Below are 13,809 nucleotides of genomic sequence, written 5' to 3' on the forward strand. Positions count from 1 at the left end.
CTTCCCAGGAGGCGAAAACGCCTGACCTCTTCTCTCGAACGAAAGCCGCGCGGAAGCAGTCAGGCATGTCGTGGAATTTCTCCGGTTTGTAGAGCGCCATGGACCTTTTGACCATCAATGACCGGCCGGGCCAGTATCCCGGCAGCTACTACGCGGCCACCGCCAACGGCAATGTCGGGCCTCGAGCGTCGGCAAGCGGCGATATACGCTGCGACGTCTGCGTGATCGGCGGCGGCTATACCGGTGTCTCGAGCGCCTTGCATCTCGCCGAGAAAGGCTATCGGGTCGTCCTCCTGGAGGCCAACAGGCTCGGCTGGGGTGCCTCGGGCCGGAACGGCGGGCAGGTCAATTCGGGGATGCGGCTCCATCAGGATGAGTTGGAGCACATGTATGGATCCGCGACGGCGCGCGACCTCTGGTGTCTTGCCACGCAGGCCGTCGCGCTCGTTCGAGACCTGATCGCAAGGCATGATATCGACTGCGCGTTCAAGTACGGCGTGCTTACGGCCTGCCATCGCCCCCGTCATGTCGAGGAAACGCGGCGGTATGTCGACAAGCTTCGGCTGGACTACGGCATCGAGGGACTGACCTTCCTCGATCGCGAAGCTTTCCGGGAGATCCTGCCGTCAAATTTCTACTATGGCGGGTCGCTCGACGCCAATGCGGGCCACCTGCATCCGCTGAACTACTTCCTTGGCCTGGCGAGGGCGGCCGAGCGCGCGGGTGCCGTGATGTTCGAGACATCGCGGGTCGTCCACATTGATCACGCCCAGTCGGTGAGTATCCATACGGACCGGGCGAGCGTAACGGCGGATTTCGCGATCATCGGCTGCAATGGCTACGCCGGCGATCTCGACGGGGATATCTCTCGCCACGTGATGCCGATCAACGGCTTCATCGCCGCGACCCGACCGCTTTCGGAAGCGGAGGCGGCGACCGTCCTGACGCGCGATTACGCCGTGGCGGACACGAAATTCGTCATCAATTACTTCCGCCTTTCGCAGGACCGCCGCCTGCTGTTCGGGGGCGGCGAGAGTTATGGCTACCGCTTCCCCGCGGATATCGACGCCGTCGTCCGCCGCCCCCTCGGCACGGTCTACCCGCAATTGAAGGACGTCGAGTTCGACTATCGCTGGGGCGGCGTGCTCGGGATCACCATGAGCCGCATGCCCTATTTCAGGCGGCTGCGTGGCAACGTCCTGACGGCAGGCGGCTTCTCCGGCCAGGGCGTCGCGCTGGCCACCCTCGCGGGCAAGATCATTGCCGAGGCCATCGCCGGGCAGGCCGAGAGGTTCGACCTGCTGGCATCGCTCCCATCCACGCCCTTCCCGGGCGGACCGACGTGGCGGTCACCGCTCCTGGCGCTCGCCATGACCTGGTACGCCCTGCGCGATCGCCTGCCATGAAGTCCGCCCGCCGACTGGAGGAATATCGAAAATGAACACGAACGGGCCGATCGACCTGATCCTGTTTGGCGGGCGGATCAAGACGATGGACAAGGGGCGCCCTCTCGCCCAGGCGCTCGCTGTTTCGGGCAACCGGATCGTTGCGGTTGGCGACGATGACGAGGTGATGGCACTGGCGCAGCCGAGGACCAGGATCGTCGATGCCGATGGCGGCACCGTGCTCCCCGGCTTCAACGACGCCCATGTCCACATCTTCAGCGGCTCGGCGAGCCTGGCGCAGCTCTCCGTTCATGGCATACAGGGTTTCGAAAGCCTGAGCGCGGCGATCGTCCGCCATGCGGCGGCGCATCCGAGTGCGCCTTCCATCGTCGGCCAGGGCTGCCTCTATACGGCGATATCGCCGACCGAACCCATCACCCGACATCATCTCGACCGGATCGTGAATGATCGGCCGCTCCTGCTGGTGGCCTTCGATCTCCATACCGCCTGGGCGAATTCCTGCGCGCTCCAGCGGGCAGGAATTCTCGATGGGCGTGAGCTTGCCGCCGGCAGCGAGATCGTGATGGGCGAGGACGGGCTGGCAACCGGCGAACTTCGCGAGGCCGACGCCATTTCCCTGGCCTATGCCGTGGTGGAAGGCGGCGGGAGGGAGATGCTCGGCATCTGGACGGGAGGCGAGCCCGATAGGGTCACGGAGAGCGAGAGACGCTACGATCTTGCCCTTCTGCAGCGCGGCCTCGCCTACTGCGCCAGCCTCGGTATCACTTCGATCCAGAACATGGACGGCAATCTCTACCAGCTCGAGATGCTGGACGAGATCGACCGGACGAAAAGCCTCCCGGTGCGCGTCCGGATGCCATTCCACATGAAGAGCTCTTCGCCGCTGTCCGAACTTCATGACAAGGCGGCCGCCTGGAATCGTGTCTACGATTCCGACATGCTGCGTTGCGACTTCGTGAAAGTGTTCATGGATGGCGTGACGGAAAGCGAGACCGCCTTCTTCCTCGACGACTACGCGCATCGGCCCGGCTGGAAGGGAACAGCTCTCTTCCAGCAGGAAAAGTTCAATGACATCTGCGCGACAGCTTCACGCCTCAACCTGCAGGTGGCGAGCCACGCGGTCGGCGACGGGGCCGTTCGACGTGTATTGGACGGGTACGAGCACGCCGCGAGCGTGACGGGCGGCCGCGACCTGCGGCATCGCGTAGAGCACATAGAGGTCGTCCATCCCGACGATGTCGACAGGTTCAGCAAGATCGGGGCGGTGGCCTCGATGCAGCCCATCCACGCGCCTCCACACGCGGATGCCGGCGACGAGACGGCGCCGCGACTCATTGGTCCGGCAAGGTTTCCTCACGCGTTCGCCTGGCGTGTGCTCGCCGACGCCCGGGCATCGCTGGTGTTCTCGACGGACTGGCCCGTGGCGCCACTCGATCCGATGCTCTCGATTTCGGCGGCGATGATGCGCGAGCCTCTCGCCGAGGGCGTTCCCGATCAGCGGCTTTCCCTCGACGAGGTCCTGCACGGTTACACGCTGAATGCGGCGTGGGTCGAGTTCATGAGCGAGCGCAAGGGCCGGCTGCGGGAAGGCTATCTTGCCGACATCGTCGTGCTGGATGCCGACATGGAAGGCCTCGCCCCGGATGCCCTGTCCACCGTTCGTGCCGCGCTGACCATATGCAACGGGCGCATCACGTTCGAGCGGGCGAACCGAAGCCGCGACGCGGCCGCCACAAGCCTCCGACATGTCTGAAAGCGCCATGTGTTCAACCGAAAGCCATACCTCCTTGCTAGACGCGAACCCGCACCTCAGTTTGTCAGGAAGCTCCGCTTCGGGCTTCGCACCATGGAACGATCCGAATTCCAAGCCGATCGTGGAGTTCAAATCGGTCTCAAAAACCTACGGCGCCGTCGCGGCCATCGCGGATTTTTCGCTCAAGATCTATGAGCGGGAGTTCTTTGCCCTTCTCGGCCCCTCGGGCTGCGGCAAGACCACGGTCATGCGGATGCTTGCCGGTTTCGAAACGCCGACATCCGGCGAGATCTTTCTCGAGGATCAGAACATCGTTCCGGTCGAACCGCACAAGCGGCCGGTCAACATGATGTTCCAGTCCTATGCTCTGTTTTCTCATCTGACGGTCGAGGACAACATCGCCTTCGGCCTGCGGCGGATGCGGATGCCGAAGGCGCAGTTGGAAGAGACCGTGTCCGAAATGCTCAACCTGGTGCAACTGGAACCGTTGAGACGGCGAAAGCCGCATCAAATCTCGGGAGGTCAGCGCCAGCGTGTCGCGCTCGCCCGGTCGCTGGCGCGCCGGCCGAAAATCCTGCTGCTCGACGAGCCGATGGCCGCGCTGGACAAGAAGCTGCGCCGGGAAACGCAGCTCGAACTGATGGACATACAGCACCGGCTCGGCGCGACCTTCGTCATCGTCACCCATGACCAAGAGGAAGCCATGACGGTGGCAAGCAGGATCGCGGTCATGGACCACGGCGAACTGGTGCAGGTCGCGCCGCCGCTCCAGCTCTATGAAAGCCCGGTGAGCCGGCACGTGGCGGAATTCGTTGGTGAAACCAATCTCTTCGAAGGTTGCGTCGAGACGGGCACGGATGGAAAGCCCCGGTTCGTCCCGAATGGCCTGGATGCAAGGTTCTCCGTCGCGCTGACGAAGCCGGGGCAGGAGGAAACCGCTCGCTACCTCAACATCCGTCCGGAGAAGATGGAGGTGACCCCGCAGGCGCCCGACGATGGCTCGAACGCCATAGCAGGCCGGATCATCGACATCGCCTACCTCGGCAACATCTCCACCTACTATATCGACGTCGGACTTCGGAAGCAGCTGATGGTCCAGATGACGAACAACCAGCGATCGTTGAGCACCCGCTTTTCTCACGACGATCGTGTCTGGGTGTCCTGGTATCCCCAGGATGGACTGTTGCTCGACCACTGAACGTGGAGAAGAAGAATGACCGCGCTTCGAAAGTGGTTGCTCATTCTGCCGCCTTTCGTGTGGCTGCTGGTTTTCTTCGGCGTGCCGTTCGCCTTCGTCGCAAAGATCGCCATGTCCAGCAGCACGCTGGCGATACCGCCATATGTTCCGGTATTCGATATCTCGAAGGGGCTGGACGGGCTGAAAGCATTCGTCGGTCAGCTCGACTTGGACAATTTCCGGATCGTGTTCGACGACGACATGTACGTCATGGCGTATCTGAACAGCATCGGGATCGCCCTGGTCGCGACGCTCCTCAGCCTGCTGCTCGGCTACCCCATCGCCTACGCGATCGCCTCGTCGCCGCGGCGGTGGAAGCCGGCGCTGATCATGGCGATCAACTTGCCCTTCTGGACATCGTTTCTCATTCGCATCTATGCGTGGATCGTCCTCCTGTCGAAGGAAGGGGTCATCAACCATCTCCTGATCTCGTTGGGCGTCATAAGCGAGCCGCTGCAGATCCTGAATACGACTTTTGCCGTCTATATCGGCATGGTCTACGCCTACCTGCCGCTGATGATTTTTCCGATCTACGCGACCCTCGAGAAGCTGGACACCAGCATCTACGAGGCGGCGCGGGATCTCGGCTGCAGCCGCATCGGCGCCTTCTTTCGTGTCACCCTGCCTCTTTCCCTGCCGGGAGTTCTGGGCGGCTGCTTTCTCGTCTGCATCCCGATGACCGGCGAATTCGTTATTCCCAGCCTTCTCGGAAGCACCAGCGTCCCCATGATCGGCCGCGTTCTCTGGGACGAATTCTTCATCAACAACGACTGGCCACTGGCCTCGGCGATATCCGTGCTGCTTCTGGCGCTCCTGGTCGTACCGATCATCCTTTACCAGTTCAACCGCCAGCGCCGCGGAAGGCAACTCGCATGAGCCGCTCGCTCTCCTGGTTCGGCCATGTCTCCCTCGCCCTGGGCATAGCCTTCCTCTATCTCCCGATCTGCGTCGTGATCTTCTACAGCTTCAATGGCTCGGAGTTCATTACCCTGTGGAGCGGTTTCTCGCTCCGCTGGTACAGATCTCTGTACCACAACACCGCCTACTGGTCTGCGGGCTGGGTTACGCTCAAGATAGCGCTCGTCTCCTCGATCATCGCCACGCTCCTGGGCGTCATGGCCGCATGCGCTCTGAGCCGGGTGCAACGCTTCCCCGGAAGAAGCCTTTTTGCCGGGCTTGCCGTCGCGCCCATGGTATTGCCGGAAGTGATCAGCGGGCTATCGCTTCTGCTGCTGTTCGTGGCATTCGGCATCGACCGGGGCTTTCTCACCGTGGTCATCGCGCATGCCACGATGTCGATGTGCTTCGTGTGCGTCGTGGTCTCCGCCCGTCTCTCGCAATTCGATCTGACGATCGAGGAAGCAGCCCGCGACCTTGGTGCAACGCCGCCGCAGGCGTTCTTCCTGGCGACGCTGCCGATCATCATGCCGGCGGTCGTTTCCGGCTTCATTCTTGCCTTTTCGATCTCGCTCGATTCGCTGGTTCTGTCGTCCTTCACGACAGGGCCTGGTACGACGACGCTGCCCCTGCGCATCTATTCCGAGGTCAAGCGCGGCATCCGCCCGGAAATCAACGCGCTCTCGACGCTCATCGTGGCCGTCGTGGCCATCACGGTCATCGCGGTTTCAATCCGGACGAAGTTCCAGGGGCGGGACCGGCTTGAAGCAAGCGGCTGATCCCGCGCGTCGAAGGAAGCCTATGCGATAGGCCAGCGCCGGCGGCCGTAACGAACCGTGTAATCTGCCCGCGCCGGCGCGGATCGCCGCGACAATGCCGGCGGCGATCCGGTGGCATGATGGATGATTTCCGCCGTAGCCGTTTGCGCCACGTTTGCCCGCGAGGCTGGAAGCCGCTTCATCAAGCCTTCGCAGCCGACGGGAATGCCACCGGTATGTCGGCCATCACGCGGAACTTTCGCCGCTCCAGCTCGGCCAGGAACGAGGAGGTCTCGAAGAATTCCTCAGGTCCCCACACGCCTGGCTTGGACGGCGTCTCGGCCAGGAGCTGCACGCCGATCGACAGACCCATCGAGGTTGCCGCGTCGACATAGCCCTCATAGAGGGCATCCGGCAGGCCGATGACCGCGCAGTTGATCGTGGCCGGCTCGCCGTCTTTCTCGCCGTGGCCGATGGCGAGGTGGATTTCCTGCGCGGTCGTCTCCGGGATCTCGGCGCCATGCCGCTCGATATTCCTTTGCATCACGGCATCGAGGAACTGCCGCGGATCGACGCTGACGCCTCCGACCTGGATTGGGTCGTTGATGCGGCCGAATCCCGCCTTCACCAGGCCGACCCAGGCCTCGTGCTCCTTCTGGGGCAGATGCAGTTTCCAGGTGAATTCGCGAATGCCCTTGTCCCGAATGCCCTCGGCCAATGGCACCGTCAGCGGCTCGGAATGCTGGGTGAAGATGAATGTCGTGCGGCCGAAAGGCTCGGGCAATCCGAGCGTTTCCTCGCCCTCTTGCGGAGCGACTTCCCGGTGCATGCCATCGAGGAACTGCATCGACGGATTGGCATACTCGCCAAGCACCGTGGATATCGCGTAGGGCGGCACCAGCACGGGACTGTCCGGTCCGAGGCGCTTGGCGGCCCAGTAGAGGTTGATCCGGTCGATGCGGTGGAGGCGTTCGGCCACCGCCTTGCAGATGACGTTCGAGATGCCCGGATCGGCGCCGAGGCCGAGAATGGCCGTAAGGCCCGCTTGCCGCCATTTCTCCTGGAGCGCCTTCTGCTTAACGGTGAAGACGCCCATGCCGCCGAAATCGACATACGTCTTGCGCATCTCGAAACAGGCCTCGAAGATCGCCATGTGATGGCCGGCAAAGACCGGGACCGCATTGACGCAGACATCGACGCGCCGCAGCAAGCTTCGCAATTCGGCGCCATTGTCGACGTCGAGCTCCACCGGCTTGAGGCGGGGATCGCCGAGTTGATCGGTAAGGCGTCGCGCGCGACCGAGCGACGTGTCGGCGACGATGATCTCCTCGATATGCCGCGAATAGCTCGCGATCATATCCCGTACGGAACCACTGGCCATCGCGCCGGCGCCACCCACCATTAGAACTTTCATCCGTTAAATCCTTGTTCAGCCTGGGCCACGATCAAAGCGCGCCTGAGGAAATGAGATCGTCTTGGAGATTCAGGCGGACAGGGCCGATGTCGTGTCGGTCATGCCGACTTTTTCGCTGTCCCCGGGAATCGAGGCGCCGCTGTCGTCGAGATGCCGGCGCAAATGTCGAAGAGTGGCTTCCGCCTGCTCCGGGTCGTCCGGCATGTAGGCAAGCGGATCGCTCAGCGACATCGGCAATCCGACAAGGCCCTCGGCGACCGCATGAACGCAGAACGCCGCATGGGCCGGGTTGTAGCCGCCCTCCTGGATCGCCAGGATGCGTCCGCCACAGATTTCCCGCGCGAGCAGCCGCGCGTTTGTCGCCAAGTGATGGAAACCGGCGGCCGTGACCAGCATTCGTCCGCCGGGGTCGAACTGTCCGGCGTCCACTCCCGAAGAGATGACGATCAGATCGGGCGCGAACTCCCGGACCGCGGGCGCGACAATCTCGTCAAAGACACGCAGGTAGGTCGAGTCGCCGGAGCCCATCGGCAGCGGCAGGTTCAGGTTGAAGCCGCGCCCGGCGCCGACGCCACGCTCGTCGATCGCACCCGTCTCCGGGTGGGTAGGCCCCCAGGCGCCGTGATCCATGTGCAGCGACACGGTGAACACGTCGTCGCGGTCGTAGAAGCCTGACTGCGTGCCGTTACCGTGATGTGCGTCCCAGTCTATGATCGCCACGCGGCTCATTCCCGCCGCCCGCGCGTTTTCAGCGACGATGGCGGCGTGATTGACGAGACAGTAGCCGTCGGCGGTCTCCCGGCCGGCGTGATGGCCCGGCGGCCGCACCAGCGCGAAGCCCGGGCGGCCGGAGCCGGCGAGGATGGCGTCCAGCGCCGCCAGCGCGGCCCCCGCCGCCCCCAGCGCCGCATCGCAGGAGGTGGGACTGAGCGGAGTGGTGGGGGTCAAGCGTTCCGAACGCGCCGCGGCATGGCGCAGACGATCCAGGTAGCGCCCGGGATGGAACAAGGCGACCCGTTCCTCCGGCGCGGCGGTGGCTTCGCTCCAGGCCAGGTAGGGAGCGACCGGACCCCGTTCCAGCATGGCGCGCATGTTCCTGACGCGCAGGATGCTCTCCGGATGCGGCGTCTGCTCGGCGAGGAGCGGACTGGGAGGCGCCTCGAAGACGCCGGATCCCGTGTCGTGCAGGAGCGCCGCTTTGCTCCAGAAGACATCCAACCGCGGTTCCGCCGGCACAGCCCCGCTGACCGACCCCGCGCCCGCCTTCACGCGACCACCGTCAGGCCTGTCGGCAGGGTCGACAGCCGTTCGGAGCCGCTTTCGGTGCAGAGCACGGTGTCGCCGAGCTTCAAGCCCCAACCCTCATCGTCGAAGATGAGGTTCGGTTCCATGGTGAAGCTCATGTTCGGCGCGAAACGATGCGGATCTCCGGCGTCCAGGATCATGGCCTCCAGCCAGGTCGGCGGATAGGCGATGCCGAGGCTGTAGCCGATGCGATGCGCCCGCCGCCGGACGAGGTCGTGCTGCGCCAGCACCGCGTTACAGGCGGCATCCGGCGCTCCGACCGGCGCTCCCGGCTTCGCGGCCTCCACCGCCGCCGCGAAGGCGTGCGACAACGCATCCGCCGCCGCAAGCACGCGCGACGGCGGCTCGCCGAGCACGGCGGTCCGCATGGTAACGGCATGATAGCGATGGTAGCAGCCGGCGACCTCCAGCATCACGAGATCGCCTGGGGCGAGCGCCACGCGATTGGCCATGGCGTGGACCATGCTGGTCCGCCGTCCGAAGACGACGAGCGGGGGAATCGCCGGATACTCGCTTCCCATCCGGCCGAGCTCGAGCTGCATGAGGCCGGTGAGTTCCGTTTCCGTCAGGCCCGGTCGCAGCGCATCCAATGCGACCCGCATGGCGCGGTCCGCCATCTGCGCGGCTTTCCGCTGGCAATCCACTTCCTCGGACGTCTTGATCAGGCGCGCTTCCGCCACCAGGGTCGTGGCGTCGATGAGACGCCCGTCGGGCAGCGCCGCTTGCAGAGCCAGATACTGCGCCGGGCTGATCCAGGTCGACTGCGTCTCCACTCCAATCCGCGCGCCGGACAGGCCCGCGCCCTTGAGAACATCCGCGACCGCGGCGGCAGGCTCTTCGCTGGCGATATCGTAGTATCGCGTCGCCGCTGCGGCCGACAGTTCCTCGACGGCGCTCGCTTCGATCTGGCGGATGACAAAGACAGGCTCCGGCAGGCGCGGCGACAGGATCAGACCCTGATACCAGAGATAGCCGATCGCGTCATAGCCGCAGAGATAGTTGACATTGTCTGGCGCGGTGGTGACGAGCGCGTCGAGACCCGCCTCCTCCATTCGCGCCAGGACGGCCTCTATCCGGCGGCGATAGGTCGAGCGAGGGAAGGCGGTCTGCATCAGGAATCTCCATGGGGGTTGGCTCCCGTCGGCAACCCGCGCACGCGAGCGGCGAGGACGAGGATGGCGGTGAGGGCGATCATCAGCACGCTGAGCGCCGCGATCGCCGGATCGATGTTGAAGCGCAGCCCTTCCCAGACACGCTTGGGAAGCGTCGCGATGTCGGCGCCTGAGATGAGCAGCGTGACCACTGTCTCCTCCCAGGAGACGGCGAACGCCGTGCCGAAGGCGACGGCGAGCGGCAGGCGCAGATTGGGAGCGGCGACCGTCCAGCCGACACGTAACACGCTTGCCCCCAGGCTTTGCGCCGCACGAGCCAGCGCCGGATCGAGCCGCGCCGTCCCCACGCCCACGGCCACCGCCGCATAGGGCGCCGCCAGGATCGTGTGCGCGAGAACCAGGCCGGCATAGCTGGCCACCAGGCCCAGGCGCGCTTCCGCGACATAGAGCACGACGCCCGAAACGATCTGCGGCGCAAAGAGCGGCAGCATGGTCAAGCCGAGGAGCAGGCCCCTCAGGCGCGTTCGCCTTAGCCATAGTCCAATCATCAGGGCCGCGGCGAGCCCGGTGGCGAGCAGCGCCGACGCGAAGCCCACGACCAGGCTCGTGCCGATGGCATCGAGCCACTGCCCGGCCCCCAGGACTTCCCGGTAATGACGCAGCGACCAGGTCCCATGCGGGAAGGAAAGATATCGTTCCGGAGTGAAGGATACCGGGAAGACCACGAGGACGGGCGCGATCAGGAAGGCGAGCGCCGCCGTCGCGAGGGCCAGCGTCAGCCGGCGAGGCGCGAGGCTCGAGAACATCAGCGTTTCCCCACGACGCGCCGTCCGAGCGCGAATCCGCCGAACAGAACCGCCACCGCGAACATCAGCAGGATGGTGGCCGCGGTTCCCTTCGACCAGTCCGCCAGTTGAAAGATCTGGATGTAGATGAACTCGGCGACGAGCGTTACGCGACCCCCGCCCAGAATCGCCGGCGTCACGAAGAAGCCCAGCGAGAAGACGAAAACGATGATGGCCGCGGCGATGATCCCGGGAAATGCCAGCGGCATCAGCACGCTCCAGAATCTCCGGCCCCTGCCCGCGCCCAGGCTCTGCGCCGCCAGCAGCAGGCGGAAATCGACCGCCTTCATGGCGGCGAGAATGGGAAAGACCGCGTATGGGATCATGTAGTGGACCATGCCGATCACCACCGCGAATTCGTTGCGGACGAGTGCGAGCGGCTCGCCGGACAGGCCGAGCGCGACGATCGCGTCGTTCACCGGCCCGTCCTTGCCGAGCAGCACGAGCCAGGCAAAGGCGCGAACCAGGACCGAAATCCAGAAGGGCACGAGAATGGCGATCTCGACGAGGAGGCGCGCGCGCGGCGTCGCGAACGCCCATACGTAAGCCAGGAGCCCGCCGACGGCGACGCTGATCGCCGTCGTCAGCGCCGCCACGCATATCGTGCGGCCGAGCACCGCGGCGAAAGTCGCGTCGCCGAGGAGCTCTCCATACGCCTCCAGCGAAGGCCCGCCCCGGCCTTGCAGGCTCCACGCCGCAAGGCCGAGGAAGGGCACGACATAGGCGAACACGACAAGAGCCGGGAGCGGCAGCACAAGTCCCGCCAGCGCCAGGTTTTCCCGATGCCCCACTCGCATCATCCGAACAGCGCCAGCCAGCGCTGGAGCGCCGCATCGTAGTTGTCGGCGTACCAGGCATTGTTCTTGATGACCTGGCGGGCGAGGTTGGCCGGATCGGAAGGATTCCGGCCGCGCAGTGCCTCGGCTATGTGGGCGTTCGCGGCCGGGTTCGTCGGACCATAGTTGTAGAGTTCCATGATCCGCGCCTGCACGGCCGGATCCTGGGTCACGGCCAGCGCGCGACGAGCCGCCTCGAGACCCGCCGGATTGCCGCGCGGCACCACCCAGACCCCATAGTCGAGAATGCCCTGGTCGAAGGTCCAGTCGACGGCGCCGCCAGTATCTGCCTTGAGCAGGATCGCGCGCGAGTGCCACACATGTCCGATCGTCACCTCGCCGTCGCGCAGCAGCTGCTGGCTCTCCGCTCCGGAACCCCAGTTGGTCAGGATATGCGGCTTCAGTTCCTCGAACTTGCGCAGGGCCCTGTCGACATCGAGAGGATAGAGCTGGTCCGGCGGCACTCCGTCGGCAAGGAGCGCGCATTCGAGATTGGCGCTCATCCATTTGTAGAACGATCGCTTGCCGGGGTATTTTTCCACGTTCCAGACATCCGCCCAGCTGCGCGGCGGGTCGTCGCCGAAGCGCTTGGCGTCATAGGCGATGACGTAGCTGAAGGTGGAATACGGCACCGCGTGAGGATCGGTCATCCCGGACGGGGCAACCGCGGGGTCCAGCACATCGCTCACTTTCTCCAGGAGACCCTGGCGACCGAGCCTGATGGCCGAATAGGCCTCCACATCCGCGAGGTCCCATAGGGGCGCGCCGCTTTCCACTTGCGTCTTGATGGTGCCCTCGAGCGGTCCGCTGCCGTCGATCCGCAGCGACAGACTTGTCGCGGCCTTCATCGGCTCGGCGTAGGCGGCTTCGTAGGCGGCGATTGCGTCGCCACCCCAGTTGGCAATCATAAGCTCGCCCTGCTTGCCCCACGCCGGTCGGCCGAGCCCAGCCGCAAGCCCCAATGCTCCCAAGCCGACGAGCGCGTCCCGGCGGGTTATTTCCGTGTTGGTCCTCATATCCTGTTCCCCTTCTTGTTTATGCGTGGCCATCATCGGAAATGGTCCACGTCGCCTGATCCTGCCATCCGATGTGCAGGCGCTCGCCCGGCAGGGGGGAGAGCGCGGACTTTTCCGCCTCCGACAACTTGGCCATCCAGACACGCTCGGCGTCGTCGCGCAGAGTTGCGCGCCAGCAGTCCCCGGCGAACACGAGGTCCACGAGCGCGGCATGCCGGTCGTCCTTACCGGAACGGGCGAGCTTGACCTCCTCCGGCCGGATCAGGATCAGGGAGCCGCCGCGCGATCTGCCGGCCGTCATCGGCAGCAGGTTTGCCTCGCCGACGAATTCGGCCACGAAGCGCGAAACGGGACGGCGGTACAGCTCTTGCGGGGTGCCCGTTTGAACCAGCCGCCCGGCGCGAAACACCGCGATGCGATCGGAGAGCGTCATGGCTTCCTCCTGATCATGGGTGACGAGAACGAAGGTCCGGCCCGCGTCGCGATGAAGCGCCCTCAGCTCGGCCTGGAGCCGTCTGCGCAGGTCACGATCCAGCGCCGAAAGCGGTTCATCGAGCAGCAGTAAAGGCGGCTCGAAGACAAGGGCCCTGGCCATGGCCACGCGCTGCTGCTGCCCTCCCGAAAGTTCGGCCGGACGGCGCCCCGCCAGGGATCCAAGCCCCAGCCGATCGAGCATCAGCGCGGCTTGCCGTCGGCGTTCGCCGCGCGGAACGCCGCGGACCCAGAGCGGATAGGCGACGTTGTCGAGCGCGCTCAGATGCGGGAACAGCGCGTAACCCTGGAACACCACGCCGAACCCCCGCGCCTGGGCTGGCTTGGAGGTGATATCGCGCGCCTCGTGGAGGACTGTGCCGCTGAAGGGGGGCACGAAGCCGGCTATTACGTTGAGCGTCGTCGTTTTCCCGGACCCTGAGGGCCCGAGAAAGGAGAGGAACTCGCCAGGATTCACATCCAAGCTGACGCCGGCGAGAGCCGGCGCCGACCCATAACGCACCTCGATGTCGCGAAGCGACAGGATTGCGGTGCGATTTGCAGGTGTCGGCATGCTGGGACGGTCCGAGTGATGAGCTCATATGGATGTAGTTTTTCTCGATCAACAACCGATAATTTTGCAAGATATGTAGAGAAATTCTCAAGCATCTGAGACGCCGCGACCCATCTGTTGTGTAGGCAGTCCATGCTCGCGACGCGGCCGGCTGCAGCCAGACGACGCAGCGCCAAAGCGTGAAG

General features: G+C 64.8%; 12 protein-coding genes. 5 read left to right on the forward strand and 7 right to left on the reverse strand.

What is annotated here, in order from left to right; genetic code table 11:
- Nucleotides 1–98 precede the first annotated feature (98 nt).
- The 5 genes from AC07UC_RS31345 to AC07UC_RS31365 are packed head-to-tail and all read left to right on the forward strand — an operon-like array spanning nt 99 to nt 6,072.
- Entirely contained in the window at nt 99–1,406 is a 1,308-nt protein-coding gene (locus AC07UC_RS31345) for an NAD(P)/FAD-dependent oxidoreductase (RefSeq protein ID WP_494908549.1), read from the forward strand.
- Between the two features lie 31 nt (nt 1,407–1,437).
- On the forward strand, nt 1,438–3,159 hold the full coding sequence (locus AC07UC_RS31350; protein WP_494908550.1) for an amidohydrolase: 1,722 nt from the start codon (nt 1,438–1,440) through the stop codon (nt 3,157–3,159).
- Nucleotides 3,160–3,166: 7 nt separating this feature from the next.
- Nucleotides 3,167–4,357: an ABC transporter ATP-binding protein gene (locus AC07UC_RS31355; RefSeq protein ID WP_494908551.1), complete on the forward strand. Its 1,191-nt coding sequence runs from the start codon at nt 3,167–3,169 to the stop codon at nt 4,355–4,357.
- A 15-nt stretch (nt 4,358–4,372) separates the two neighbouring features.
- A complete protein-coding gene (locus AC07UC_RS31360) occupies nt 4,373–5,272 on the forward strand; it encodes an ABC transporter permease (RefSeq protein ID WP_494908552.1) in 900 nt (299 codons plus the stop codon).
- Nucleotides 5,269–6,072, forward strand: a complete 804-nt coding sequence (locus AC07UC_RS31365; RefSeq protein WP_494908553.1) for an ABC transporter permease — start codon at nt 5,269–5,271, stop codon at nt 6,070–6,072. The genes AC07UC_RS31360 and AC07UC_RS31365 overlap by 4 nt, the downstream gene beginning before the upstream one ends.
- A 181-nt stretch (nt 6,073–6,253) precedes the next feature.
- On the opposite strand, the gene AC07UC_RS31370 is transcribed toward AC07UC_RS31365, so the two are convergent.
- The 7 genes from AC07UC_RS31370 to AC07UC_RS31400 all read right to left on the reverse strand — a co-directional run bounded on the left by AC07UC_RS31370 (nt 6,254) and on the right by AC07UC_RS31400 (nt 13,624).
- Nucleotides 6,254–7,465: a saccharopine dehydrogenase family protein gene (locus AC07UC_RS31370; protein WP_494908554.1), complete on the reverse strand. Its 1,212-nt coding sequence runs from the start codon at nt 7,463–7,465 to the stop codon at nt 6,254–6,256.
- 69 nt (nt 7,466–7,534) lie between these two features.
- Nucleotides 7,535–8,683 (reverse strand): arginase family protein, encoded by a 1,149-nt coding sequence (locus AC07UC_RS31375; RefSeq protein ID WP_494908555.1) that lies wholly within the window; start codon nt 8,681–8,683, stop codon nt 7,535–7,537.
- Nucleotides 8,684–8,730: 47 nt separating this feature from the next.
- Nucleotides 8,731–9,882 (reverse strand): M24 family metallopeptidase, encoded by a 1,152-nt coding sequence (locus tag AC07UC_RS31380; RefSeq protein WP_494908556.1) that lies wholly within the window; start codon nt 9,880–9,882, stop codon nt 8,731–8,733.
- Nucleotides 9,882–10,688 (reverse strand): ABC transporter permease, encoded by an 807-nt coding sequence (locus tag AC07UC_RS31385; RefSeq protein ID WP_494908557.1) that lies wholly within the window; start codon nt 10,686–10,688, stop codon nt 9,882–9,884. The genes AC07UC_RS31380 and AC07UC_RS31385 overlap by 1 nt, the downstream gene beginning before the upstream one ends.
- Nucleotides 10,688–11,458, reverse strand: a complete 771-nt coding sequence (locus tag AC07UC_RS31390; protein WP_494908558.1) for an ABC transporter permease — start codon at nt 11,456–11,458, stop codon at nt 10,688–10,690. Before AC07UC_RS31390 ends, AC07UC_RS31385 begins: the two co-directional genes overlap by 1 nt.
- Before the next feature lie 65 nt (nt 11,459–11,523).
- Nucleotides 11,524–12,579: an ABC transporter substrate-binding protein gene (locus tag AC07UC_RS31395; protein WP_494908559.1), complete on the reverse strand. Its 1,056-nt coding sequence runs from the start codon at nt 12,577–12,579 to the stop codon at nt 11,524–11,526.
- Between the two features lie 19 nt (nt 12,580–12,598).
- The gene (locus tag AC07UC_RS31400; protein WP_494908561.1) at nt 12,599–13,624 is read right to left on the reverse strand and encodes an ABC transporter ATP-binding protein; all 1,026 of its coding nucleotides are present in this window, start codon (nt 13,622–13,624) and stop codon (nt 12,599–12,601) included.
- Between the last annotated feature and the right edge of the window lie 185 nt (nt 13,625–13,809).

It is taken from the genome of Mesorhizobium sp. GW821-FHT04C10 (genome assembly GCF_059420305.1).

Coding starts and splice junctions, on each gene's coding strand:
- AC07UC_RS31370 (WP_494908554.1), bottom strand. CDS start 7,465: ATGAAAGTTCTAATGGTGGGTGGCGCCGGCGCGATGGCCAGTGGTTCC.
- AC07UC_RS31355 (WP_494908551.1), top strand. CDS start 3,167: ATGTGTTCAACCGAAAGCCATACCTCCTTGCTAGACGCGAACCCGCAC.
- AC07UC_RS31395 (WP_494908559.1), bottom strand. CDS start 12,579: ATGAGGACCAACACGGAAATAACCCGCCGGGACGCGCTCGTCGGCTTG.
- AC07UC_RS31365 (WP_494908553.1), top strand. CDS start 5,269: ATGAGCCGCTCGCTCTCCTGGTTCGGCCATGTCTCCCTCGCCCTGGGC.
- AC07UC_RS31380 (WP_494908556.1), bottom strand. CDS start 9,882: ATGCAGACCGCCTTCCCTCGCTCGACCTATCGCCGCCGGATAGAGGCC.
- AC07UC_RS31400 (WP_494908561.1), bottom strand. CDS start 13,624: ATGCCGACACCTGCAAATCGCACCGCAATCCTGTCGCTTCGCGACATC.
- AC07UC_RS31360 (WP_494908552.1), top strand. CDS start 4,373: ATGACCGCGCTTCGAAAGTGGTTGCTCATTCTGCCGCCTTTCGTGTGG.
- AC07UC_RS31345 (WP_494908549.1), top strand. CDS start 99: ATGGACCTTTTGACCATCAATGACCGGCCGGGCCAGTATCCCGGCAGC.
- AC07UC_RS31350 (WP_494908550.1), top strand. CDS start 1,438: ATGAACACGAACGGGCCGATCGACCTGATCCTGTTTGGCGGGCGGATC.
- AC07UC_RS31385 (WP_494908557.1), bottom strand. CDS start 10,688: ATGTTCTCGAGCCTCGCGCCTCGCCGGCTGACGCTGGCCCTCGCGACG.